This is a genomic window from Mycobacterium kyorinense (assembly GCF_002101735.1).
Taxonomy (GTDB): domain Bacteria; phylum Actinomycetota; class Actinomycetes; order Mycobacteriales; family Mycobacteriaceae; genus Mycobacterium; species Mycobacterium kyorinense.
The window spans coordinates 41,593-63,772 of record NZ_LQPE01000159.1 but is presented as its reverse complement, the minus strand read 5'-3'; the positions used below and the strand labels follow the sequence as shown (position 1 = coordinate 63,772).

Genomic DNA, 22,180 nt, shown 5'->3' with positions numbered 1-22,180 from the left:
CTGCTGAACATGGCGCGGACCGACAACGACACCTGGGACTTGGCGACCAGCGTGGGTGCCACCGCAACCATGGTGGCCGCCGGAAGGGCCCGCGCCACCAGGGCCGGGCTCATCGACGACCGGTTCGCCGAGCCGCTGGTTCGGGCCGTCGGCGTCGACTTCTTCACCCGGTGGGCGGCCGGCGAACTCGACGCGGCGGAGGTCGACATCCCCGACCACCCGTGGGGCATGCAGCCGATGACCGACCTGCTGACCGTGCGCACCCGCTTCATCGACAGCTTTGTCGCCGAAGCGGCGGCGGCCGGCGTCCGCCAGACGGTCATCTTGGCCTCCGGGCTGGATGCGCGTGGGTACCGGCTGTCGTGGCCCGCCGACATGACGGTCTACGAGATCGACCAGCCGCAGGTCCTGGAGTTCAAGGCCGCGACGGTGGCCGAGCTCGGTGCCGAGCCGACGGCCTTGCTGCGAACGGTGCCGATCGACCTGCGCCATGACTGGCCGGCCGCACTGCGGCAGGCCGGTTTCGACGCGCGGCAGCCCGCCGCCTGGATCGCCGAGGGCCTGCTGGCGTTCCTGCCGCCCGAAGCTCAGGATCGCTTGCTGGACAACATCACTGCGCTCAGCGCCGACGGCAGCCGGCTGGTCGCGGAGATTTTTCTGAATTCCCCGGAATCCCTGCGGGTCATGCACGCGGCCGCGCAAAAGTGGTACGAGCACGGGTTGGACGCCCACATCGACGACCTGTGGTACGCCGGCGGGCGTCACGACGTGGCAACCTACCTCGACGAGCGGGGCTGGCGCACCACGCGCACCCTGGCCAGTCAGTTGTTGTCCGACAACGGTTTACCGATTCCGCCGCGCAGCGACGCCGAGTCCGCGGAGAACTACTACTGCACCGCGGTGCGGGGCGCGGGTTCGTGACTACCGGCGGCCCCAAGCCTCTTGACGGTTTCCGGGTGCTCGACTTCACCCAGAACGTGGCGGGCCCGCTGGCGGGGCAGGTGCTGGCAGACCTGGGCGCCGAGGTCATCAAGGTGGAGGCGCCGGGCGGTGAAGCCGCTCGGCAGATCACCTCCGTCTTGCCCGGCCGCCCGCCGCTGGCGACGTACTTTCTGCCGAACAACCGCGGCAAGAAATCGGTCGCGGTGGACCTGACCTCCGACGAAGGTAAGCAGCAGATACTGCGGCTGGTCGACACCGCCGACGTCGTCCTCGAAGGTTTCCGGCCGGGGGTGATGGAACGACTGGGGCTGGGCCCGAGCGAATTGCAGTCGCGCAACCCACGATTGGTCTACGCGCGGCTGTCGGCGTTCGGCGGCAACGGTCCGCACGGCGACCGGCCGGGCGTCGACTTGATGGTGGCCGCCGAAGCCGGCATGACCACAGGCATGCGCACGCCGGACGGCAAGCCGCAGATCATCCCGTTCCAACTGGTCGACAACGCCAGCGGGCATGTGCTCGCCCAGGCGGTTTTGGCCGCGCTGCTCAACCGCGAGCGGCACGGTGTGGCCGACGTCGTCACCGTCGCCATGTACGACGTCGCGGTGAGCCTTCAGGTAAACCAGCTGACCGTGCACCTGAACCGGGCCAACAGCAGCGACCAACCACCGAAACCCAAGGGACGCAAGAGCGTTGGTTTCGCCACCCAGCCCTCAGACGCTTTCCGTACCGCCGACGGCTACGTCGTCATCAGCGCGTATGTGCCCAAGCACTGGGAGCTGTTGTGCCGAACGATCGACCGTCCCGATCTGCTCGACGACGAGCGGTTCGCCGACCAGCGCTCGCGGTCGATCAATTACAGCGAACTCACCGACGAACTCGAGTCGACGCTTTCCACCAAGACGTCGGCGGAGTGGGTGGAGTTGTTGCGCCGCAACGGCATCATGGCCTGTCTGCCGTACACCTGGAAGCAGGTCGTCGACACGCCGCTGTTCGCGGAGAACAAGCTGGCGCTCGAGGTCGGCAGCGGTGAGGACGCCGTCACGCTGATCCGTACCCCGGCCCGCTATTCGACGTTCACCGCCGCGGCGACCGATCCGCCGCCGGAAGTGGGCGAACACAACGCCGAGTTCCTCACGGGCATCAACTAAATGAACAGTCGGTGACCGGTTGGTGTCGTTGTTCTATGAACCGCTGCTCGATAAATATGAGCGCACATAGAATCGCGGTTGACGAAAAAATAGCCGTTGACGTGCTGTTATAGTTTCGCCACTGTGACTTTCAGCGACCGACCCAGACCGCGATGGTGGCGGTCGGCCGTTGCCGTCGTTGTCGCGATCTGCACCCTGGTCGGCGTCATCGGTTACGGGCTGGTGCAATTCGAGTTCGCGTCGTCTGCTGCGCCGTCATCGGTGTCACTGGTTGCCGACGACCTCGAGCGCGCGGAGACCGACCACGGTTCGTCGCCCATCACGCAGAAGGCGTTCGACGCCATAGCGCTGCACCGCGCGCTACCACCGCGATTGCGTTCGACGCCATTGTGGCGGTGGTCTTCGCCGCCGATCTCCGTGTCGGCAGCCTGGTCCCGTTTCGGCGGCGCCCATCGCGGTGCTCCCCCGATTTCCCTTGCCGGGCAACAACTCTTGACCCACTTCTGCATCGCTCGCCGCTGATCGGTCAGCATTCGCCCGCCTGATCCGCTGCTCGTCTGCTCTATGCAACGGCGAGCTGCTACCCCCATGTCTTTTTCTCGAGGAGAAGTCCATGTTCTTTGACTTTGGGTCATTGCCGCCGGAAATCAATTCCGCGCGAATGTATTTGGGTCCCGGCTCGGGATCGATGTTGGCCGCCGCGGCGGCTTGGGACCAGCTGGCCGCCGAACTGCACACCGCCGCCACCGGCTACCAGTCGGTCGTGTGGCAACTCGCCGACGGGCCGTGGCTGGGGTCGGCGTCGACGTCGATGGCAGCCGCCGTCGCACCGTATGTCGAGTGGATGCGCACGACCGCCAGGCAAGCCGAACAGGCCGCCGCTCAGGCCAGAGCCGCTGCGAGTGCGTACGAGTCGGCACGTGCGACGACGGTGCCGCCGCTGGTGATCGCCGCCAACCGCTCGCTGCAGGAAACACTGGTGGACACCAACATTCTGGGCCAGAACACCCCGGCGATCGCGGCCACCGAGTTCCACTACAGCGAGATGTGGGCCCAAGATGCCGCGGCGATGTACGGCTACGCCGGCGCCTCCGCCGCGGCCTCCAGGGTGACGCCGTTCACGCCGCCTCCGCCCACCACCAACCCGGCCGGCCAGGGCGCGGCGCTCGCCGAAACGCAGGGGGCGTTGTCGCGGTTGACATCGGCAATCCCAATTACCTTGCAGCAAGCAGCATCCCCGTCGCCTATGTGGCAGAACCTGGAGAAGATGTGGACGACGATCACCATGGATCCGCACTTCTGGTCCAGGACGGGTTCGACGATCACGTCGGTGATTTCGACCGGAAAGTCGCTGATGCCTGCGACCAAGGCCGCCGAAAGCGGCGTCAAGGCGTCCGGGTCGCTGCTGGGCGGAGGGTTGGGTTCGCTGCTGAGCAGTGGTGCGGGCGCGGCGGGTTCGACCGGCTGGGCAGGGGCAGGCGGATCGGGCGTCGCCGCGGGCCTGGGCCGGGCGGCGTCCATCGGGGCGCTGTCGGTGCCGCAGAGTTGGGCCGCGACTGTGCCCGCGACGAATTCCGTTGCGGCGGCGTTGCCGACGGGCCCCGGCGGCTTCAACGCCGTACCCGTCAGCGGCCCGGCGGGACCGGCGGGTGTGCCCGTCATGCCGATTACGGGGATGGCCGGGCACGGCGCGGGGCGACTGGCCGATGCTGCGCGATTTCTGCCGCGCCCCAACATGCTTCCGCGCTGGCCCGCCGGCGGCTAAGTTTGGGCCGGCCTGCCTGTGGACAAAGTCGCGACTGTGGATAACCCAGGCTGGAGCACTTCGGCCAGCTTCTCGCGTCGGGGGCGACGGGTAGGGTCGCTCGTATGTTCGATAACTCGCTGCCGGGTCTGAAGGCGCTCGAGTCTGCCGATGATGCGATGGTGGTGGCGGCGATTGCGGGGTGGGCGCGCGTGGAAGCTGCCGCGGCGGCGCGGCGGCTGGCCGCGATCGGCGAGCTGGTGGCGCGCCGGGTGCAAGGCGGGTCGCCCGAGACCGGGCGGTGGTCGTGTGACAACTGGGATGCGATGGCCGCCGAAGTGGCTGCGGCCCTGGGCCTTAGCCACGGCATGGCCTCGGGGCAGATGTATCTGGCGGTCACCTTGCGTGACCGGCTGCCCGCAGTAGCGGCGTTGTTCGCCGACGGGATGATCAGCGCCCGATTGGTGTCCACCATCGCCTGGCATACCGATCTGATCAAAGACGCGGAGGCGCTGCGGCTGGTGGATAAGAGCCTGGCCCGGGACGCGGTGCGGTTTGGGCCGCTGTCGGCGACCAAGACGGCGCAGGCCATCGAGGCGATCGTCGACCAGTATGACCCGGGGGCGCTGCGCCGCACCCGCGCCCACGCACGGAGCCGCGACGTGGTTATCGACTCGGCCGATCAAGAGTCGGGCACTGCGCCGATGTGGGGGCGGTTGTTTGCGGCCGATGCCGCGGTGCTGGACCGGCGGCTGATGCAGATGGCTCACCAGGTCTGCGATGACGACCCGCGCACCATCGCGCAGCGGCGCGCCGATGCGCTGGGGGCGTTGGCGGCCGGAGCGGAGCGATTGGCGTGCGGCTGCGGCAATGCTGATTGCCCGGCCGCTGGCCAGGATGGCGAGCGGCCGGCCAACGTGGTGATCCACGTGGTGGCGCACGAATCGGCGGTGCAGGCGCAGCCCGATCCGCACCTGTCGGGGCAACCCGCGCCCGCCCCGATCGCGCGCGACGAGCCCTTGTCCGGGCCTGCGACTCCCGAGCCTGACGTGCCTGCGGTGAGGTTGCCGCCCGCCGTGCTCACCGACGGCGCGGTGGTCCCCCCGGCGGTGCTGGCCGAGCTGGTCCGAAATGGCGCCAAGCTCGAGCCGGTGCGGCACCCCGGCGACAGCGCGCCGGAGTCGGGATATCGGCCCTCCGCGGCGTTGGAGCGGTTTGTGCGCTGTCGCGACATGACGTGCCGGTTCCCCAATTGTGATCGCCCGGCGGAGTTTTGCGACGTCGACCACACGGTGCCCTATCCGCTGGGGCCGACGCACGCCTCCAACCTCAAGTGCCTATGCCGAAAACATCACTTGCTCAAGACTTTTTGGACTGCCTGGCATGACGAACAACACCCTGACGGCACGGTGATATGGACGTCGCCCACCGGGCAGACATACACCACTCGCCCGGGCAGTCGCTTGCTGTTCCCGAGCTTGTGTCTACCCACCGGCGAATTACGTTCTGCCCCAACGCCAATGCAACCACCAGGCGAGCGCGGGCTCATGATGCCCCTGCGTCGACGAACCCGCGAACAAGACCGCGCCAAACGCATCGACGCCGAACGCGCACTCAACGCCGCCCACATCGCCGAACGCAACCAACCGCCGCCCTTCTAGCGGCGAATCAGCGCAGTAGCGCCCGCGCCATCACCACGCGCTGAATCTGGTTGGTGCCCTCGTAGATCTGGGTGATCTTGGCGTCGCGCATGAAGCGTTCGACCGGGAAGTCGATCGTGTACCCGGCGCCGCCGAACAGCTGCACCGCGTCGACGGTGACCTCCATCGCCACGTCGGAGGCAAAGCACTTCGACGCCGCGGAGATGAAACCCAGGTTGGGCTCGCCGCGTTCGGCGCGGGCAGCGGCGGTGTAGACCATCAACCGGGCCGCCTCCACCTTCATCGCCATGTCGGCGAGCATGAACTGCACACCCTGAAATGTGCTGATCGACTCACCGAACTGCTTGCGGCCCTTGGTGTATTCGATCGCCGCATCCAACGCCCCCTGCGCGATGCCAACCGCCTGCGCGCCGATCGTCGGACGCGTGTGGTCCAACGTCGCCAGCGCAGTCTTGAACCCCGTGCCCGGTTCGCCGATGATCCGGTCGCCGGGAATGCGGCAGTTCTCGAAGTACAACTCGGTAGTGGGCGAGCCCTTGATGCCCAGCTTCTTTTCCTTGGGCCCCACCGAGAACCCCTCGTCGTCCTTGTGCACCACGAACGCCGAAATCCCGTTGGCGCCCTTGTCCGGATCGGTCACCGCCATCACCGTGTACCACGTCGACTTGCCGCCGTTGGTGATCCAGCTCTTGGCCCCGTTGAGAATCCAGTCGTCGCCGTCGGCCACCGCCCGGGTCCGCATTGACGCCGCATCACTGCCGGACTCCCGCTCCGACAGCGCATACGACGCCATCGCTCCCTCGGTGGCCAGCGTCGGCAGCACCTGCTTCTTGAGCTCCTCCGACCCCCGCATGATCAGGCCCATCGTGCCCAGCTTGTTCACCGCAGGAATCAACGAAGCCGACGCGTCGACGCGCGCCACTTCCTCGATCACAATGCAGGTCGCCACCGCGTCGGCGCCCTGACCGCCGTACTCCTCGGGCACGTGCACGGCGTTGAAGCCCGACGCATTCAGCGCCGCCAACGCCTCCTCGGGAAAGCGCGGCGTCTCATCGACTTCCGCGGCGTACGGAGCGATCTCTTTTTCCGCCAGCGCCCGAATCGCCGCCCGCAGCTCCTCGTGCTCCTCGGGCAGCTTGAACAGATCAAACGACGGGTCTCCAGCCCACCCAGCCATCTCGGCCTCCTCAGTTACTCGCCGGTAACTTTACCGCGCAGCGCCTCGTCCTTGGCGAGCACCGACTCTGCCAGCTGGTCCTGGAAGGCCACCACTCGGCCGCGCAGCGCCGGATCGAATGCGCCCAGGATCCGCACCGCCAGCAGGCCGGCGTTGCGGGCACCGCCGATCGACACCGTGGCCACCGGCACCCCCGCCGGCATCTGCACGATCGACAGCAGCGAGTCCAGCCCGTCGAGCCGCGCCAGCGGCACCGGAACCCCGATCACCGGCAGCGGCGTGGCCGAGGCCACCATGCCCGGCAAATGCGCGGCCCCGCCCGCCCCGGCGATGATCACCTCGATGCCGCGGTCGGCCGCCCCGCGCGCATAGTCGAACATCCGCGCCGGGGTGCGATGCGCCGAAACGACCCCGACCTCGAACGGAACGTCGAATTCGGCCAGCGCGTGGGCGGCGTCCTGCATCACCGACCAGTCGCTGTCGCTGCCCATGATCACCCCAACGCGGGGTCGTTCAGCCATGCGGATCCCATCCGTCGGTCCACTGCCCGTGCGACAACCAGTGTGCCGCCAGCGCGGCGCGCTCACGCAGCTTCGTCAGCTGCTCGCGGTCCCCGGCCGGGAAGTGGCCGAGGAAGTTGACGTGCCCGATCTTGCGGCCCGGCCGTTCGCCCTTGCCGTAGAGGTGGACGCGCGCCTCGGGCATCCGCGCGAACAGGTGGTGCAGCCGCTCGTCCACGGTCATGGTCGGCGTCTGCGCAGCGCCCAGCACATTGGCCATCACCGTCACCGGCACCGTGGCGTCGGTGTCGCCGAGCGGGTAATCCAGCACCGCGCGCAGATGCTGCTCGAACTGGCTGGTCCGGGCGCCGTCCATGGTCCAGTGCCCGGAGTTGTGGGGCCGCATCGCCAGCTCGTTGACCACCAGTTCGCCGTCGACCGTTTCGAACAGCTCGACGGCCAGCACGCCGACGACACCCAGTTCCGCCGCCAATCGCAGCGCCAGCTGCTGGGCCCCGGCGCCGACGTCGTGCAGCTCCGGCGCCGGCGCGATCACCTGCACGCAAATGCCGTCGCGCTGAACCGTCTCCACCACCGGCCACGCCGCCCCCTGCCCGAATGGCGAGCGCGCCACCAGCGCGGACAGCTCGCGGCGCATCGCGACCCGCTCCTCGACCAGCACCGGCACCCCGGAGCCCAGAAACTCCGCGGCAATCACGCGAGCCTGCGCAACGTCGTCGGCCATCCGCACCCCGCGGCCGTCGTACCCGCCACGGGCCGCCTTGACCACCAGCGGACCCTCGACACGGCGGGCGAACGCGTCCAGGTCATCGGGCCCAAGGACGGCGGCGAAGCGCGGCACCGGGGCGCCCAGCGCATCCAGCCGGCGCCGCATCACCAGCTTGTCTTGAGCGTGCACCAGCGCCTGCGGCGGCGGCGCCACGTTGACACCTTCGGCGACCAGCTTCTCCAGCAGCTCGGCCGGAACATGTTCGTGGTCGAAGGTCAGCGCGTCCGCACCGGCCGCGACGCGGCGCAAGTCGTCGAGGTTGGTGTGCGAACCGATCAGGACATCGGGGCTGACCTGGGCGGCGGGATCGTCGGCATCGGCGGCCAGCACCCGAAGGGTTTGGCCCAGCGCAATCGCGGCCTGGTGGGTCATCCGGGCGAGTTGGCCGCCGCCGACCATCGCGACCTGGGGAGCAGCGGTGGGTGTACTCGTCACGCCAAATATGGTGTCATGGCCCGCCGACCGGGGTATTTAGCGGCGGTGACACCGATGCTTCGCGGAGGCAAGCGTCAATACGTACACTGCGACACTGTGTCCTTTGCCGATGCCACGATCGAGCGGCTGCCCTCGCTGATCCGGCCTTATGCGGAACGCCACCACGAATTGATCAAGTTCGTCATCGTCGGCGCCACCACCTTCGTCATCGACTCGGCGATCTTCTACACGCTGAAGCTGACGATCCTGGAGCCCAAGCCGGTGACCGCCAAAGTCATCGCCGGCATCGTCGCGGTCATCGCGTCCTACATCCTGAACCGGGAATGGAGCTTCCGGCACCGCGGCGGTCGCGAGCGCCACCACGAGGCGCTGCTGTTCTTCGCGTTCAGCGGCGTCGGCGTGCTGCTGTCCATGGCGCCGCTGTGGTTCTCCAGCTACATCCTGCAGCTGCGGGTGCCGACGGTGTCGCTGACCGTGGAGAACATCGCCGACTTCATCTCGGCCTACATCATCGGCAACCTGCTGCAGATGGCGTTCCGGTTCTGGGCATTCCGGCGCTGGGTCTTCCCGGACGACTTCGGTCGCACCTCCGAGAAGGCGCTGGAATCGGCGCTGACCGCCGGCGGAATCGCCGAGGCCATGGAGGACAACATCGAAGGCGGCGGCACCGTCACACTGATGCGGGCGTGGCGGTCACGACGGTCTCAGCTGGAGGATTCCTCCGAGCCCAGGGTGTCGAAAACCTCGTGATACAGCAGCGCGTGGACTTGCTCCACGCGCGGAATGTCGTTGAACTCCAACGGATCTTGTGACGCCGACTCGATGATCAGCGTCCCCGTCCGCAAGATCCGGTCGACAATGCGGTGCCTGAACTCGACGCTGTTGATCCGGGCCAGCGGGATGTCGATGCCGCTGCGGGTCAGCAGTCCGTGCCGGAACATCACCCGTCGGTCGGTGATCACGAAATGCGTTGTGCGCCAGTCAAGGAACGGCCACAGCGTCAGCCACCCGACGACGACGAGCCAGACGGCCCAGATCACCGCGTAGAACACGTTTTTGGTGGTCTGATCCCAGTCGGTGGTGTTGACGACGGCCGACCCGAACGACGCCAGCCCGGTCCCCAGGATGAGCACGACGACCGCACCAATCAGCCGCTTCCAGTGCGGATGGCGATGCAGCACAACCTGTTCGTCGCCGGCCAGCACGTTGTCGGGGTAGGGCACGGCAGCACTCTAAACGCCGGGCCGCAGATGGGTGATGTCTCCGGCCGACACCGTCTCGACCTGCCCGCCGGTGTCGATGCACAGCCGGCCCAGCTCGTCGATAGCCTGTGCCACGCCGACGACCTCGTGGTCGCCGGGCAGGATCGCTCGCACCCGGGTGCCCAGCGTCCGGCTGTGGTGCTGGTAGTCGGCGAACAGCTTCGGGTCGGCGCCGCCGGCGGTTCGCCACGCGTCGATACGCGCGGTCAATTCACGAAGGACGCGGTGCGCCAACGCATTTCGATCGGTTGCCGACGATCCCAGCATCAGCAGCGAGGTGGCCACCGGGTCGGGTGCTTCGCCGGCGGTCAGCGTCACGTTGAGCCCCAGGCCGATGACGATGACCGGCGCCGGCGCGGCGACCTCGGCGAGGATGCCGGCCAGCTTCCCGTCGTCGACCACCACGTCGTTGGGCCACTTCAGCCCGGCGGTGACACCGGCGACCGCAGCCAGCGCGTCGACCACGGCCACACCGGTGGCCAGCGGCAGCCAGCCCCAGCCCGACCGGGGCACCGACGCTCCGCCCACTCCGACGGACAACGCGATCTGTGCCCGCGGCGGCGCCAGCCAGTGCCGGCCGTGGCGACCGCGTCCGGTGGTCTGGTACTCGGCCATCAGAACCACGCCGTCGATGTCCTCGCCCGCCGCGGCCCGGGCCAGCAGGTCGGCGTTGGTGGAGCCGGTTTCGTCGACCACGTCGAGCTGACGCCACGGCAGCCCGGGGCCGATCAGCCCGTCGCTGATGGCCGCCGCGTCCAGCGGCTCCCTGGGATCCATGGACACTCAGCCTAGGGCGACGCACTGGATTGGGATCGGAATCTAAGGAACCGCTAAGCTCGACAGCCATGACAAGCGTTTCCGATGCCCACGTCGAAGCCAAGGCTGAGCACGAGATCGACATCCACACCACCGCGGGCAAGCTGGCGGAACTGCGCAAGCGGACCGAGGAGACGCTGCACCCGGTCGGTGAGGCCGCCGTCGAGAAGGTGCACGCCAAGGGCAAGCTGACCGCCCGCGAGCGCATCTACGCGCTGCTGGACGAGGACTCGTTCGTCGAGCTCGACGCGCTGGCCAAGCACCGCAGCACCAACTTCGGGCTGGACCAAAAACGGCCGCTCGGCGACGGCGTGGTCACCGGCTACGGCACCATCGACGGCCGCGACGTGTGCATCTTCAGCCAGGACGTCACCGTGTTCGGCGGCAGCCTGGGCGAGGTATACGGCGAGAAGATCGTCAAGGTGCAGGACCTGGCGATCAAGACCGGCCGCCCGCTGATCGGCATCAACGACGGCGCCGGCGCCCGCATCCAGGAGGGTGTGGTCTCGCTGGGCCTCTACAGCAAGATCTTCCACAACAACATCCTGGCGTCCGGAGTGATCCCGCAGATCTCGCTGATCATGGGCGCGGCCGCCGGCGGCCACGTCTACTCCCCCGCGCTGACCGACTTCGTGGTGATGGTCGACCAGACCAGCCAGATGTTCATCACCGGCCCGGACGTGATCAAGACCGTCACCGGTGAGGACGTCACGATGGAGGAGCTCGGCGGCGCCCACACCCACATGGCCAAGTCCGGCACCGCGCACTACGTCGCCTCCGGTGAGCAGGACGCGTTCGAATACGTCCGCGAGCTGCTGAGCTACTTGCCGCCCAACAACTTCACCGACCCGCCCCGCTACCCGGTGCCGGTCCCGGAGGGCGCCATCGAGGACAACCTCACCGACGAGGACCTCGAGCTGGACACGCTGATTCCGGACTCGGCGAACCAGCCTTACGACATGCACGAGGTGATCACCCGCATCCTCGACGACGACGAGTTCCTCGAGGTGCAGGCGGGCTACGCCCAGAACGTGGTGATCGGGTTCGGCCGCATCGAGGGCAGGCCGGTCGGCATCGTCGCCAACCAGCCCACCCACTTCGCCGGCTGCCTGGACATCAACGCCTCGGAGAAGGCGGCCCGCTTCGTGCGGACCTGCGACTGCTTCAACATCCCGATCGTCATGCTCGTCGACGTGCCGGGCTTCCTGCCGGGCACCGACCAGGAATACAACGGGATCATCCGGCGCGGCGCGAAACTTCTCTACGCCTACGGCGAGGCCACGGTCCCCAAGATCACCGTGATCACCCGCAAGGCCTACGGCGGCGCGTACTGCGTGATGGGCTCCAAGGACATGGGCGCCGACGTGTGCGTGGCGTGGCCGACGGCGCAGATCGCGGTGATGGGTGCCTCCGGCGCGGTCGGGTTCGTGTACCGCCAGCAGCTCGCCGAGGCCGCCAAGAAGGGCGAAGACGTGGATGCGCTTCGGCTCCAGCTGCAGCAGGATTACGAGGACACCCTGGTCAACCCGTACATCGCCGCCGAGCGCGGGTACGTCGACGCGGTCATCCCGCCGTCGCACACTCGCGGCTACGTCGGGACAGCACTGCGGCTGCTGGAGCGCAAGATCGCTCAGCTGCCGCCGAAGAAGCACGGGAACATCCCGCTATGACCGAAGAAACTCACGAGCCGCACATCGAGGTGCTCAAGGGCAACCCGACCGACGAGGAGCTGGCCGCGCTGATCGCGGTGCTGGGCAGCGCCGGCGGTGGCGGGGGCGAAACCGGCCAGCCCGAGCGCACACGCTGGGGACTGCCCGTCGACAGGCTGCGTTACCCGGTGTTCAGCTGGCAGCGGATCACCCTGCAGGAACGGACGCACATGCGGCGATGACCCGCGTGGTGCTGGCGTCAGCCTCCCCGGGCCGCCGAAGGGTGCTGCGCCAAGCCGGCATCGACCCACTGGTCGTGGTCTCCGGGGTCGACGAGGACGCGGTCATCGCCACACTGGGGCCCAACGCCACACCGGCCGACGTCGTCTCTGTGTTGGCCCAAGCCAAAGCCGACGAGGTAGCGGCCGGACTCGACCGGTCCGTCGCGCTGGATTGTGTTGTCATCGGCTGTGATTCGATGCTGGAGGTCGACGGCAGGCTGGTCGGCAAGCCCGGCACCGCGGATGCCGCACGGCGGCAATGGCATTCGATGGGCGGCAAGGCCGGCCGACTCTACACCGGCCATTGCGTGCTGCGGCTGCGCGACGGCACAGTCACCGAACGCGAAGCCGAATCAGCCACTACCACAGTGCATTTCGCCAAGCCGACGGAAGCAGAGCTGGAGGCATACGTCGCCAGCGGTGAACCCCTGCAGGTGGCGGGCGGGTTCACGATCGACGGGCTGGGCGGCTGGTTCGTCGACCGGATCGAGGGTGACCCGTCGAACGTCGTCGGGCTGAGTCTGCCGCTGCTGCGGCGCATGCTGGGCCGCGTCGAAGTCTCCCCGGCCGCCTTGTGGACCTGCTGATTGCCGCCGCAACCGTGACCTAACTGCAATCTGGCACGCCAGCCGCGGTTGCCATGTTCGGCCGCAAAGCACCCGCACACTGGGCCGATGCCAGTCGAAGAAACCATGTGGGACGTCGGCGTCCCGCGCGACATCGACCGTTATGACACCGAACGGCTTCGCGCCGCGCTGACCGACGTCGTCCGCGACCAGCTCTCACCGGGCAAGCGACTGCTGCGCGTGGTCGCCTGGAGTCCCAACGGCGGCGCGCTGTTCCGGCCCAAGCCGGGCACCCGTCGCTTCGCCGTGGCCTACGAGGTCGCGCTGGGCATCTGAGGGTCTCCTGGCGGTAGGCTCGATACCGTGCCGCTACCAGCAGATCCCAGCCCCACACTGGCCGCCTACGCCCACCCGGAACGGTTGGTCACCGCCGACTGGCTGGCCGGCAATATGGGCAAGCCCGGCCTGGTCATCGTCGAATCCGACGAGGACGTACTGCTTTACGACGTCGGCCACATCCCCGGCGCGGTCAAGATCGACTGGCATACCGACCTCAACGACCCGCGGGTGCGCGACTACATCAACGGCGAGCAGTTCGCCGACCTGATGAACCGCAAGGGCATCTCGCGCGACGACACCGTGGTGATCTACGGCGACAAGAGCAACTGGTGGGCCGCGTATGCGCTGTGGGTGTTCACGCTGTTCGGTCACCCGGATGTCCGGCTGCTCAACGGCGGTCGCGACCTGTGGCTCTCCGAGGGCCGGGAGACGACGCTCGACGTCCCGACCAAGACCTCGACCGGCTACCCCGTCGTCGAGCGCAACGACGCACCGATCCGCGCGTTCAAAGACGATGTGCTGGCCATCCTGGGCTCCGAGCCGTTGATCGACGTGCGCTCGCCCGACGAGTACACCGGCAAGCGCACCCACATGCCCGACTACCCCGAGGAGGGCGCGCTGCGGGCCGGGCACATCCCCACCGCGGTGTCGATTCCGTGGGGCAAGGCCGCCGACGACAGCGGCCGGTTCCGCAGCCGCGACGAGCTCGAGCAGCTGTACGGGTTCATCAAGCCCGACGACAAGACCGTCGTGTACTGCCGCATCGGTGAACGCTCCAGCCACACCTGGTTCGTGCTGACCCATCTCCTGGGCATTCCGGGCGTGCGCAACTACGACGGCTCGTGGACCGAATGGGGCAACACGGTGCGGGTGCCGATCGTCGCCGGTGAAGAGCCAGGAGTTGTCCCGGCCCGATGAGCATGCCCGCTCCGCTGGCCGAGGTGGTGTCCGACTTCGCGGAAGTCCAGGGCCAGGACAAGCTGCGGTTGCTGCTGGAATTCGCGGAGGATCTGCCGGAATTGCCCGCCGAGCTCGAAGAGGCGGCCATGGAGCCGGTGCCCGAATGCCAGTCGCCGCTGTTCCTGCACGTCGACGCCCACGACCCGCAGCGGGTCCGACTGTATTTCTCGGCCCCGCCCGAAGCGCCCACCACCCGCGGGTTCGCGTCGATCCTGGCGGCCGGGCTCGACGAGCAGCCCGCGGCCGACATCCTCGCGGTGCCCGAAGACTTCTACACGGAGTTGGGGCTGGCGGCGCTGATCAGCCCGCTGCGGCTGCGCGGCATGTCGGCGATGCTGGCCCGGATCAAGCGGCGGCTGCGCGAGCCTTAGACTCTCACCGACAGACTTGTAAGAAAATCTCTTAGAGAAAACGTCCAGCCATAACAGGAGGCGCAGTGCCTAGTCACGCCAGCTCGAAGATCGCCAAGGTTCTCGTCGCCAATCGCGGGGAGATCGCGGTCCGGGTGATCCGCGCGGCCAAAGACGCCGGCTACCCCAGCGTGGCGGTGTACGCCGAACCCGACGCCGACGCGCCCCACGTACGGCTGGCCGACGAGGCGTTCGCGCTGGGCGGTCAGACCTCGGCGGAGTCCTACCTGGACTTCGGCAAGCTGCTGGAGGCCGCCGAGAAGTCCGGCGCCAACGCGATTCACCCCGGCTACGGCTTCCTCTCCGAGAACGCCGACTTCGCCCAGGCCGTCATCGACGCCGGGCTGATCTGGATCGGGCCGAGCCCGCAGTCCATTCGCGACCTCGGCGACAAGGTCACCGCCCGCCACATCGCCGCCCGCGCCCAGGCCCCGCTGGTGCCCGGCACCCCGGACCCGGTCAAGGACGCCGACGAGGTGGTCGCGTTCGCCAAGGAGTACGGCGTGCCGATCGCGATCAAGGCCGCGTTCGGCGGCGGCGGCAAGGGCATGAAGGTGGCCCGCACCATCGAGGAGATTCCCGAGCTGTACGAGTCGGCGGTGCGTGAGGCCGTCGCCGCGTTCGGCCGCGGCGAATGCTTCGTCGAGCGCTACCTCGACAAGCCCCGCCACGTCGAGGCGCAGGTGATCGCCGACCAGCACGGCAACGTCGTCGTCGCCGGCACCCGCGACTGCTCGCTGCAGCGCCGCTTCCAGAAGCTGGTCGAGGAGGCTCCGGCGCCGTTCCTCACCGACGCGCAGCGCAAGGAGATCCACGAGTCCGCCAAGCGGATCTGCAAAGAGGCGCACTACTACGGCGCCGGGACGGTCGAATACCTGGTCGGCCAGGACGGGCTGATCTCCTTCCTCGAAGTCAACACCCGCCTGCAGGTCGAGCACCCGGTCACCGAGGAGACCGCCGGCATCGACCTGGTGCTGCAGCAGTTCAAGATCGCCAACGGCGAGAAGCTCGACATCACCGAAGACCCCGAACCGCGCGGGCACGCGATCGAGTTCCGGATCAACGGCGAGGACGCCGGCCGCGGCTTCCTGCCGGCCCCCGGGCCCGTCACCAAGTTCGAGCCGCCGGCCGGGCCCGGCGTGCGGCTGGACTCCGGTGTCGAGAGCGGGTCGGTGATCGGCGGCCAGTTCGACTCGATGCTGGCCAAGCTGATCGTCTACGGCGCCAACCGCGACGAGGCGCTGGCCCGCGCCCGCCGCGCGCTGGACGAATTCCACGTCGAGGGCCTGGCCACCGTCATCCCGTTCCACCGGGCCGTGGTGTCCGACCCGGCGTTCATCGGCGACGGCAACGGCTTCTCGGTGCACACCCGCTGGATCGAGACCGAGTGGAACAACACGATCGAGCCCTTCACCGGCGGCGAGCCGCTCGACGAAGAGGACGCCCGGCCGCGGCAGAAGGTGGTCGTCGAGGTCGGCGGTCGCCGCCTCGAAGTGTCGCTGCCTGCCGACCTGGCGTTGTCCAACGGCAGCGGCGGCGACGCGGCCGGGGTCATCCGCCGCAAGCCCAAGCCGCGCAAGCGTGGCGCGCTGGCCGGCGTCGCGGCCTCCGGTGACGCGGTGACCGCGCCGATGCAGGGCACCGTGGTCAAGGTTGCCGTCGAAGAGGGCCAGGAGGTCACCGCCGGCGACCTGGTGGTGGTCCTGGAGGCGATGAAGATGGAGAACCCGGTCACCGCCCACAAGGACGGCGTCATCAGCGGCCTGGCCGTGGAGCCCGGCGCCGCGATCACCCAGGGCACGGTGCTCGCCGAGATCAAGTAACTCTTGCAGCCGGTCCAGATCAACGCGGGCGGGTGGTATTTGCTCCCGCGCGACGATGCCGACTGCTACCGGTGGTCGGTGTGCGAGGCGACGACGGGCGAACCGCAGGCCGACGTGATGCTCGACCCGGTCACCGGCGAGATCACCACCCGGGTCCGCGACGGTCACGACGACGCCGCGGCCGCGGCCGGCGCGGCGGTGCGGCGTTTTGCTGCGGCATTCGGGATGCGAACCGTGCCGGCTCAGGAGTAAGGTTCAAACCAGGTTGAGTTCACAGCCGCCCGGAACAACGTCAACGACGTGCGGGGAGGCTGCCAGCCAGTTCCCCCGCCGTGAGGGGCCACCACTTGACGTGATCCACAGCACGACACTCGTTGACTGATGGAGTCACCATGTCCACAACTGCAGGATCTGCGGCTACCGCATTTCCGTCTCAACCGTGGGAAAGCCACACCGCCCGCTTCACCGCTCATCGCGACGCGTCGGCCGCCGTGGTCAGCGCGCACGGCGAGCTCGACGCGTCCAACGCGGGCCAGCTCGCCGACTACGTGGCGAGTTGCGCCGCGCATTGCAAGTCGCTGGTCGTGGACCTAAGCGGCGTGGAATTCTTTGGCACCGCTGGTTTTTCGGCATTGCACACGATCAACGTCCGCTGCGCCGGCGCCGACGTGCGCTGGGCGGTGGTGCCCAGCCATGCGGTTTCCCGGCTGCTGCGGATCTGCGATCCGGACAAGACGCTGCCGATCACGGGGTCGGTGGCCGAGGGGCTGGCCGACAACGAAGAGCCGCGTCGCCTACTCCAGCTGATCGCGCAGACGCGTTAGCGACTTCGCCAGCAGACGCGACACATGCATCTGTGAGATGCCGACCCGCTCGGCAATCTGCGTCTGCGTCATCGACTCGAAAAACCTGAGTACCAACACCGTTCGCTCGCGCTCGGGCAGCGCGTCCAGCAGCGGACGCAGCGCCTCGCGGTTCTCGATTCGCTCGAGACCGGAGTCCACATCACCGAGCGTGTCGGCGATCGCGCGGGCGTCTTCGTCGCCGCTGCCGCCACCGCTGTCGATCGACAAGGTGTTGTAGGAGCTGCCGGCCACCAGGCCCTCGATCACCTCGGTGCGGTCCATGTCGAGCTCGTCGGCCAGCTCCGATGCGGTGGGCGCCCGGCCGAGCCGCTGGGACAGGTCCGCGGTGGCGGTGCCCAGCCGCAGATGCAGTTCCTTGAGCCGCCGCGGCACCTTGACCGACCAGCTGTTGTCCCGGAAGTGTCGGCGAACCTCCCCCATGATCGTGGGCACCGCGAACGAGACGAAGTCCGATCCGGCGTCGACGTCGAAGCGCATGACAGCGTTGACGAGGCCGACCCGTGCTACCTGGACCAGGTCGTCGCGCGGCTCGCCGCGACCTTCGAAGCGGCGGGCGATGTGATCGGCCAGCGGCAGGCAGCGCTCCACGATTTTGTCGCGCTGACGCTGGAATTCCGGTGAGTCGGCCGACAGGGTGGCCAACTCACGGAACATGTCGGGAACGTCGGCGTATTCATTGGGCCGCGAAGCCGAACCGCCGACAGCTCGCGCTGTCACCTGGCAGAGCCCGCCCGTCGCGTCGTCAACGTGATGCCGAAAACGCCGCCGGACCCTTCGGGCCCGCGACCGTCGTGGAAGGTCTGGACGTCGTCGGTCAACGAGGTCAGCACGTGCCAGCTGAAACTGCCGGGCGTCACCACGTCGGAGGTCTGGCAGGCCGCCGACGCATGCACGACCAATTCGGTGTCGCGCGGGTCGACCACCACCACCAGCGTCGCGTCGGGGGCCGCGGAGCGGATCAGCCGGGTACACACCTCGTCGACCGCCAGCCGCAGGTCGGCCACCGCGTCGAAGTCGAGGTCCTCGAAGGCGCCCACCGCGCCGACCAGAGTGCGCAGCATCGCCAGATTCTCCAACCGGGCGGCGACCCTGAACTCGATGGCACGGTCGCCTCGTTGCTGGGCTTTACCTGACACTTCGGTAGCGGTCATCTGGCCTCCCGGCAATATTTGACTGAGACTACCCCCGCGTTCCAGCCGGTCAGTCATGAGCACTTCGCCCGGCGGGGACCCGGCTGCGCCGCGCTTACGATCGCCACGCGCCGGGTATTCCAGCGGCCATGGAGGAGACCGACACCACGGAAGTTCGCCGCACGCGCAGGCTTCGGCGCACCGCGGTGATCGCGGTGATCACGCTGCTCGTCGTGGTCTTGGTGGCGATCGGGATCTACGTGATCGCGTTTGTGATTTTGGCCCCGATGCTCGGCTAGCCGGGATGCTGCGCCGTTGCCGGCTGCTGTTGACGTCATCATTGTGTAGACCTGATACCCCCTCGCCGCGGCGAGCGAAACCCAGGAAGGGTGCGATGGACGACCGCGATCCGCTGTCCGACGAGGTTCCCGTCGCCGACGCTGTCGAGCAGGAGCAGGAAACCACCCCTGTTCCGGAGATGCCCGACCGGGAGATGCCACCGGTGGAGGCGAATGCCTCGGACTGGCAGGAGCAGCGTCAGGAGATTGTCGGCGCCGACGAAGACGACCGCGACTTATACCGCGAGTGAGCAGTCCCAGACCTACGCTGGTGCCATGACGCAAATTCTGGTGCGGGCTGTCGTCGTGATGGGATCGTGGGCGATCGGGCTGCTGGTGGCGGCGTGGGTGGTTCCCGGCGTGTCGCTCTCGGCGTCGGGATTCATTGTCGCCGTAGCACTCTTCTCGGTTGCGCAGGCGCTGCTGTCGGTGCTGATCTTGAAGCTGCCTCATGCATACGCGTCACTGGTGCTTGGCGGTACCGGCCTGGTGTTGACGGTGATAGCGCTGGGTCTGGCCGCGGCGTGGACCGACGGCCTGCAGTTCGGGGACATCGCGTCGTGGGCCGCCGCGACGGTGGTGGTGTGGCTGGTGACCACGATCGGCGCGATCTGCCTGCCCGAGATCTTCGCCCGCAGCGAGGTCGGCCCGGTTTGAGAAGTCAGTGAGTAGCATTCGTGTTACCTGGTCCGATGACGGAAGGGGAGCTGATGGGCGACACGCATCACAATCCGACTGATCCATTCCGGACCACCCAGCCGCACGCCGGTATCACGATGAAGGACAACTTGTTCTGGCCAGGGTTCATCCTGATCGCCGTCGCGGTGGCCGGGATGATCAGCACGGCGGCGGTCGCCGCCTATCGGCATTACGAGTGGCTGTCGGCGACGGTCGCCATCGCCGTGCTCGGCACCATCGCCGGGGCGCTGTGGTTCGTCATCGAACTGCGCCGGGTGGCTCGCATAGAGGAGCAGTGGAAGTCCCGGCAGTCGTCAACCAGCTAGGGCCGGACCCGCGATCGGCGGGGCGCCCATCGTCAGCGTGAGCAGCATCAGCATCAGCAGGAACCATCCCGCGCCCTGCCAGGCCCACCACGTGCCCTCGTCGCGCCAAATGCGGTAGGTGCGCAGAAATGCCCACAGCCCACCGGCCAACAAGATGGCCGGAGCGCCGAATGCCAGCAGAGTGCGCTGCGGCACGCCGCAGGCCACGGTGTCGACAGCCATCACACCGTTACAGGTGCTGACCCACAGCGCCGCAACGATCAGAAACGCCACTCCGGCGACGGCAGTCAGCACCGCGAACCGCACCGCCGAAGCGACGTCGCGGTCCTCTTGACCCAGGTGGTCGCCACCTGAGCGCTGACGTGGTTTTTGCATCTGCGAACCTCTATCTTGCTGTCGGCTGCTTGTTGATGCATCGGCAAACCGGCGACTGGAGTTACATCGCCGTTGCGGACGTGCCGCGCGGAGCCTTCGGCTAGACCCGACCTCGCCGAGGGTATACCCGGTGGTAGGAGGCGGTAAACACGTCGCGGACGGCGTCCAGCGCCTCGTCGATCTCGGCGCGCGAGACGGTGAGCGCCGGACGGAAGCGCACGCTGTCGGCCCCGCTGGGCAGCACGATCACCCCGCGTCGCCACAGCTCGCGAACAACGTCGTCGCGCTCGGCGGTGCCGGGCAGGCTGAACGCGCACATCAGGCCGCGCCCGCGGACGTCGAGCATGACCGCGGGGAAGTCGCCGGCCAGGTCGTCGAGCCCTGCCCGCAGATAGCGGCCCTGCGCGGCGGCGTTGGCGAACAGCTGCTCGGATTCGATCACTTCCAGGATGCGGCGCGCTCGGACCATGTCGGTGAGGTTGCCGCCCCACGTGGAATTGAGCCGCGAGTTGACCGCGAACACGTTGTCGGCGACCTCGTCGACGCGCCGGCCGGCCATCACCCCGCACACCTGGGTCTTCTTGCCGAACGCGACGATGTCCGGCGCGACGCCCAATTGCTGGTAGGCCCAAGCGGTTCCGGTGAGTCCGCAGCCGGTCTGCACCTCGTCGACGATCAGCAGAGCATCATGCTCGTCGCACAGTGCGCGCATGGCGGCGAAGAACTCCGGGCGGAAGTGCCGGTCGCCGCCTTCGCCCTGGATCGGTTCGGCGATGAAGCAGGCGATGTCGTGCGGATGGGCGTCGAACGCCGCCCGGGCCTGCCGCAGCGACTCGGCTTCGGCCGCGTCCATGTCCGCCCCGGGTCGCAGATAGGGGGCGTCGATACGCGGCCAGTCGAATTTCGGAAAGCGGGCCACGTTGAGCGGGCTGTGTGTGTTGGTCAGCGACAGCGTGTAGCCGCTGCGGCCGTGAAATGCCCCGCGCAGATGCAACACTCGGCCGCCCAGCGCAGGGTCGATGCCGCGCGCCTCGTTGTGCTGGCTTTTCCAGTCGAAGGCGATCTTCAGCGCGTTCTCCACCGCCAGGGCACCGCCGTCGATGAAGAACAGGTGCGGCAGCGCCGGATCGCCCAGCACTCGCACGAAGGCCTCGACGAAGCGAGCCATCGGCACCGAGTACACGTCGGAGTTGCTCGGTTTGTTGATCGCGGCGTGAGCGAGTTCGGCGAGGAAGGCGTCGTCGCCGGCCAGCGCCGGATGGTTCATGCCCAGTGCCGACGACGACACGAACGTGAACATGTCCAGGTAGCGCCGGCCCGTGCGGGCGTCGACCAGATACGAGCCGGCCGAGCGCTCCAGATCGAGCACCAGGTCGAAGCCGCCGAGCTGGATGCTGCGGCCCAGCACGTCCAGCACACGGTCGGGCTGCAGCTGTTCGTCGGTGGCCGTCAGCACAGTCATGGCCACGATTTTAGCAATATGTTTACGTTTTTAACGCCACGACACCGTAAGAGTTACGGCACAAACTGCCTTCCGCTGTAAAAAGTGCGCAGAATGATCGTGCTTCGCGTCCGAACGTTGGCCGTGGTCCGGATCCGCTGCAGTAGGTCCTCCAGGGCCCGCGCGGACTCGACACGGACCAGCAGGATGTAGCTCTCCTCACCGGCCACCGAGTGACACGACTCGATCGCCTCGATGTGTTCGAGGAGGGCGGGCGCATCATCGGGTTGGGAGGGATCGAGAGGAGTGATGGCCACGAACGCCGACAGCAAGTGCCCCACCGCCTCGGGGTCGATCCGCGCCGCATACCCGGTCACCACGCCGCGCTCCTGCAAACGACGCACCCGCGACTGGACCGCCGACACCGACAGGCCGGCGCTGGCGGCCAGGTCCGACAACGTCGCGCGCCCGTCGGCGACCAGCTCGCGCACCAGGGTCCGGTCGATGTCGTCGAGAGCCATGG

General features: G+C 68.0%; 28 protein-coding genes and 1 pseudogene. 19 read left to right on the top strand and 10 right to left on the bottom strand.

Annotated features, from left to right (window positions below):
- Positions 1 to 9: 9 nt before the first annotated feature.
- The 5 genes from AWC14_RS22610 to AWC14_RS22590 all read left to right on the top strand — a co-directional run bounded on the left by AWC14_RS22610 (position 10) and on the right by AWC14_RS22590 (position 5,495).
- Positions 10 to 921 carry a class I SAM-dependent methyltransferase gene (locus AWC14_RS22610; protein ID WP_045381493.1) on the top strand — a complete coding sequence of 304 codons (912 nt, stop codon included), beginning with the start codon at positions 10 to 12 and terminating at the stop codon, positions 919 to 921.
- Complete coding sequence (locus AWC14_RS22605) at positions 918 to 2,090, top strand: CaiB/BaiF CoA transferase family protein (RefSeq protein WP_045381362.1); 1,173 nt, start codon at positions 918 to 920, stop codon at positions 2,088 to 2,090. Before AWC14_RS22610 ends, AWC14_RS22605 begins: the two co-directional genes overlap by 4 nt.
- A gap of 123 nt (positions 2,091 to 2,213) precedes the next feature.
- Entirely contained in the window at positions 2,214 to 2,612 is a 399-nt protein-coding gene (locus AWC14_RS22600) for a hypothetical protein (RefSeq protein WP_045381359.1), read from the top strand.
- 91 nt (positions 2,613 to 2,703) lie between these two features.
- Complete coding sequence (locus tag AWC14_RS22595; RefSeq protein WP_045381356.1) at positions 2,704 to 3,855, top strand: PPE family protein; 1,152 nt, start codon at positions 2,704 to 2,706, stop codon at positions 3,853 to 3,855.
- Positions 3,856 to 3,959: 104 nt separating this feature from the next.
- Entirely contained in the window at positions 3,960 to 5,495 is a 1,536-nt protein-coding gene (locus AWC14_RS22590; RefSeq protein WP_052425627.1) for an HNH endonuclease signature motif containing protein, read from the top strand.
- A 7-nt stretch (positions 5,496 to 5,502) separates the two neighbouring features.
- On the opposite strand, the gene AWC14_RS22585 is transcribed toward AWC14_RS22590, so the two are convergent.
- The 3 genes from AWC14_RS22585 to AWC14_RS22575 are packed head-to-tail and all read right to left on the bottom strand — an operon-like array spanning position 5,503 to position 8,361.
- Complete coding sequence (locus AWC14_RS22585) at positions 5,503 to 6,672, bottom strand: acyl-CoA dehydrogenase (protein ID WP_045381350.1); 1,170 nt, start codon at positions 6,670 to 6,672, stop codon at positions 5,503 to 5,505.
- Between the two features lie 14 nt (positions 6,673 to 6,686).
- Positions 6,687 to 7,193 carry a 5-(carboxyamino)imidazole ribonucleotide mutase gene (gene purE / locus AWC14_RS22580; protein WP_045381347.1) on the bottom strand — a complete coding sequence of 169 codons (507 nt, stop codon included), beginning with the start codon at positions 7,191 to 7,193 and terminating at the stop codon, positions 6,687 to 6,689.
- Positions 7,186 to 8,361 (bottom strand): 5-(carboxyamino)imidazole ribonucleotide synthase, encoded by a 1,176-nt coding sequence (locus AWC14_RS22575; protein WP_045381345.1) that lies wholly within the window; start codon positions 8,359 to 8,361, stop codon positions 7,186 to 7,188. Before AWC14_RS22575 ends, purE begins: the two co-directional genes overlap by 8 nt.
- Before the next feature lie 132 nt (positions 8,362 to 8,493).
- Here AWC14_RS22575 and AWC14_RS22570 point away from each other — a divergent pair, with 132 nt between their 5' ends.
- Positions 8,494 to 9,147, top strand: a complete 654-nt coding sequence (locus AWC14_RS22570) for a GtrA family protein (protein WP_045381343.1) — start codon at positions 8,494 to 8,496, stop codon at positions 9,145 to 9,147.
- Here the strand turns inward: AWC14_RS22570 and AWC14_RS22565 are convergent.
- Entirely contained in the window at positions 9,102 to 9,620 is a 519-nt protein-coding gene (locus AWC14_RS22565) for a PH domain-containing protein (protein ID WP_045381340.1), read from the bottom strand. The genes AWC14_RS22570 and AWC14_RS22565 overlap by 46 nt on opposite strands.
- A 9-nt stretch (positions 9,621 to 9,629) precedes the next feature.
- On the bottom strand, positions 9,630 to 10,436 hold the full coding sequence (locus tag AWC14_RS22560) for a biotin--[acetyl-CoA-carboxylase] ligase (RefSeq protein WP_045381337.1): 807 nt from the start codon (positions 10,434 to 10,436) through the stop codon (positions 9,630 to 9,632).
- A gap of 68 nt (positions 10,437 to 10,504) precedes the next feature.
- On the opposite strand from AWC14_RS22560, the gene AWC14_RS22555 reads away from it, so the two are divergent.
- From AWC14_RS22555 to AWC14_RS22515, 9 genes and pseudogenes are all read left to right on the top strand, one after another.
- The gene (locus AWC14_RS22555) at positions 10,505 to 12,145 is read left to right on the top strand and encodes an acyl-CoA carboxylase subunit beta (protein WP_057003322.1); all 1,641 of its coding nucleotides are present in this window, start codon (positions 10,505 to 10,507) and stop codon (positions 12,143 to 12,145) included.
- Positions 12,146 to 12,156: 11 nt separating this feature from the next.
- Positions 12,157 to 12,366 (top strand): annotated as a pseudogene (locus tag AWC14_RS22550) (acyl-CoA carboxylase subunit epsilon); the annotation flags it as partial.
- Positions 12,363 to 12,992 carry a Maf family protein gene (locus tag AWC14_RS22545; protein WP_057003323.1) on the top strand — a complete coding sequence of 210 codons (630 nt, stop codon included), beginning with the start codon at positions 12,363 to 12,365 and terminating at the stop codon, positions 12,990 to 12,992. The pseudogene AWC14_RS22550 and the gene AWC14_RS22545, both read left to right, overlap by 4 nt.
- Positions 12,993 to 13,079: 87 nt before the next feature.
- The gene (locus tag AWC14_RS22540; protein WP_235215969.1) at positions 13,080 to 13,307 is read left to right on the top strand and encodes a hypothetical protein; all 228 of its coding nucleotides are present in this window, start codon (positions 13,080 to 13,082) and stop codon (positions 13,305 to 13,307) included.
- A gap of 27 nt (positions 13,308 to 13,334) precedes the next feature.
- The gene (locus AWC14_RS22535; protein WP_045381331.1) at positions 13,335 to 14,228 is read left to right on the top strand and encodes a sulfurtransferase; all 894 of its coding nucleotides are present in this window, start codon (positions 13,335 to 13,337) and stop codon (positions 14,226 to 14,228) included.
- The gene (locus AWC14_RS22530) at positions 14,225 to 14,641 is read left to right on the top strand and encodes a SufE family protein (RefSeq protein ID WP_045381329.1); all 417 of its coding nucleotides are present in this window, start codon (positions 14,225 to 14,227) and stop codon (positions 14,639 to 14,641) included. The genes AWC14_RS22535 and AWC14_RS22530 overlap by 4 nt, the downstream gene beginning before the upstream one ends.
- 65 nt (positions 14,642 to 14,706) lie before the next feature.
- Complete coding sequence (locus tag AWC14_RS22525) at positions 14,707 to 16,503, top strand: acetyl/propionyl/methylcrotonyl-CoA carboxylase subunit alpha (protein WP_045381325.1); 1,797 nt, start codon at positions 14,707 to 14,709, stop codon at positions 16,501 to 16,503.
- 3 nt (positions 16,504 to 16,506) lie between these two features.
- Positions 16,507 to 16,755, top strand: coding sequence for a hypothetical protein (locus AWC14_RS22520; RefSeq protein WP_045381322.1), 249 nt, complete (start codon positions 16,507 to 16,509; stop codon positions 16,753 to 16,755).
- Positions 16,756 to 16,895: 140 nt separating this feature from the next.
- Positions 16,896 to 17,327: an STAS domain-containing protein gene (locus AWC14_RS22515; protein WP_045381319.1), complete on the top strand. Its 432-nt coding sequence runs from the start codon at positions 16,896 to 16,898 to the stop codon at positions 17,325 to 17,327.
- Here AWC14_RS22515 and AWC14_RS22510 read toward each other — a convergent pair.
- Complete coding sequence (locus tag AWC14_RS22510) at positions 17,298 to 18,086, bottom strand: RNA polymerase sigma factor SigF (protein ID WP_045381316.1); 789 nt, start codon at positions 18,084 to 18,086, stop codon at positions 17,298 to 17,300. The two genes, AWC14_RS22515 and AWC14_RS22510, sit on opposite strands and share 30 nt — an antisense overlap.
- Positions 18,083 to 18,520, bottom strand: a complete 438-nt coding sequence (locus tag AWC14_RS22505) for an ATP-binding protein (protein WP_045381313.1) — start codon at positions 18,518 to 18,520, stop codon at positions 18,083 to 18,085. The genes AWC14_RS22510 and AWC14_RS22505 overlap by 4 nt, the downstream gene beginning before the upstream one ends.
- Before the next feature lie 128 nt (positions 18,521 to 18,648).
- Here AWC14_RS22505 and AWC14_RS29055 point away from each other — a divergent pair, with 128 nt between their 5' ends.
- The 4 genes from AWC14_RS29055 to usfY all read left to right on the top strand — a co-directional run bounded on the left by AWC14_RS29055 (position 18,649) and on the right by usfY (position 19,841).
- Positions 18,649 to 18,798 carry a hypothetical protein gene (locus AWC14_RS29055; RefSeq protein WP_162835659.1) on the top strand — a complete coding sequence of 50 codons (150 nt, stop codon included), beginning with the start codon at positions 18,649 to 18,651 and terminating at the stop codon, positions 18,796 to 18,798.
- Positions 18,799 to 18,893: 95 nt separating this feature from the next.
- Positions 18,894 to 19,088, top strand: a complete 195-nt coding sequence (locus AWC14_RS22500; RefSeq protein WP_045381310.1) for a hypothetical protein — start codon at positions 18,894 to 18,896, stop codon at positions 19,086 to 19,088.
- A gap of 25 nt (positions 19,089 to 19,113) precedes the next feature.
- A complete protein-coding gene (locus AWC14_RS22495) occupies positions 19,114 to 19,494 on the top strand; it encodes a phage holin family protein (RefSeq protein WP_045381307.1) in 381 nt (126 codons plus the stop codon).
- Between the two features lie 35 nt (positions 19,495 to 19,529).
- Complete coding sequence (usfY, locus tag AWC14_RS22490; RefSeq protein WP_235215968.1) at positions 19,530 to 19,841, top strand: protein UsfY; 312 nt, start codon at positions 19,530 to 19,532, stop codon at positions 19,839 to 19,841.
- Here usfY and AWC14_RS22485 read toward each other — a convergent pair.
- The 3 genes from AWC14_RS22485 to AWC14_RS22475 form a co-directional block, all read right to left on the bottom strand.
- Positions 19,830 to 20,216, bottom strand: coding sequence for a hypothetical protein (locus AWC14_RS22485; RefSeq protein WP_045381301.1), 387 nt, complete (start codon positions 20,214 to 20,216; stop codon positions 19,830 to 19,832). The genes usfY and AWC14_RS22485 overlap by 12 nt on opposite strands.
- A 100-nt stretch (positions 20,217 to 20,316) precedes the next feature.
- On the bottom strand, positions 20,317 to 21,678 hold the full coding sequence (gene lat, locus AWC14_RS22480; protein ID WP_045381298.1) for an L-lysine 6-transaminase: 1,362 nt from the start codon (positions 21,676 to 21,678) through the stop codon (positions 20,317 to 20,319).
- A gap of 53 nt (positions 21,679 to 21,731) precedes the next feature.
- The gene (locus AWC14_RS22475) at positions 21,732 to 22,178 is read right to left on the bottom strand and encodes an Lrp/AsnC family transcriptional regulator (RefSeq protein ID WP_045381295.1); all 447 of its coding nucleotides are present in this window, start codon (positions 22,176 to 22,178) and stop codon (positions 21,732 to 21,734) included.
- Positions 22,179 to 22,180 lie beyond the last annotated feature (2 nt).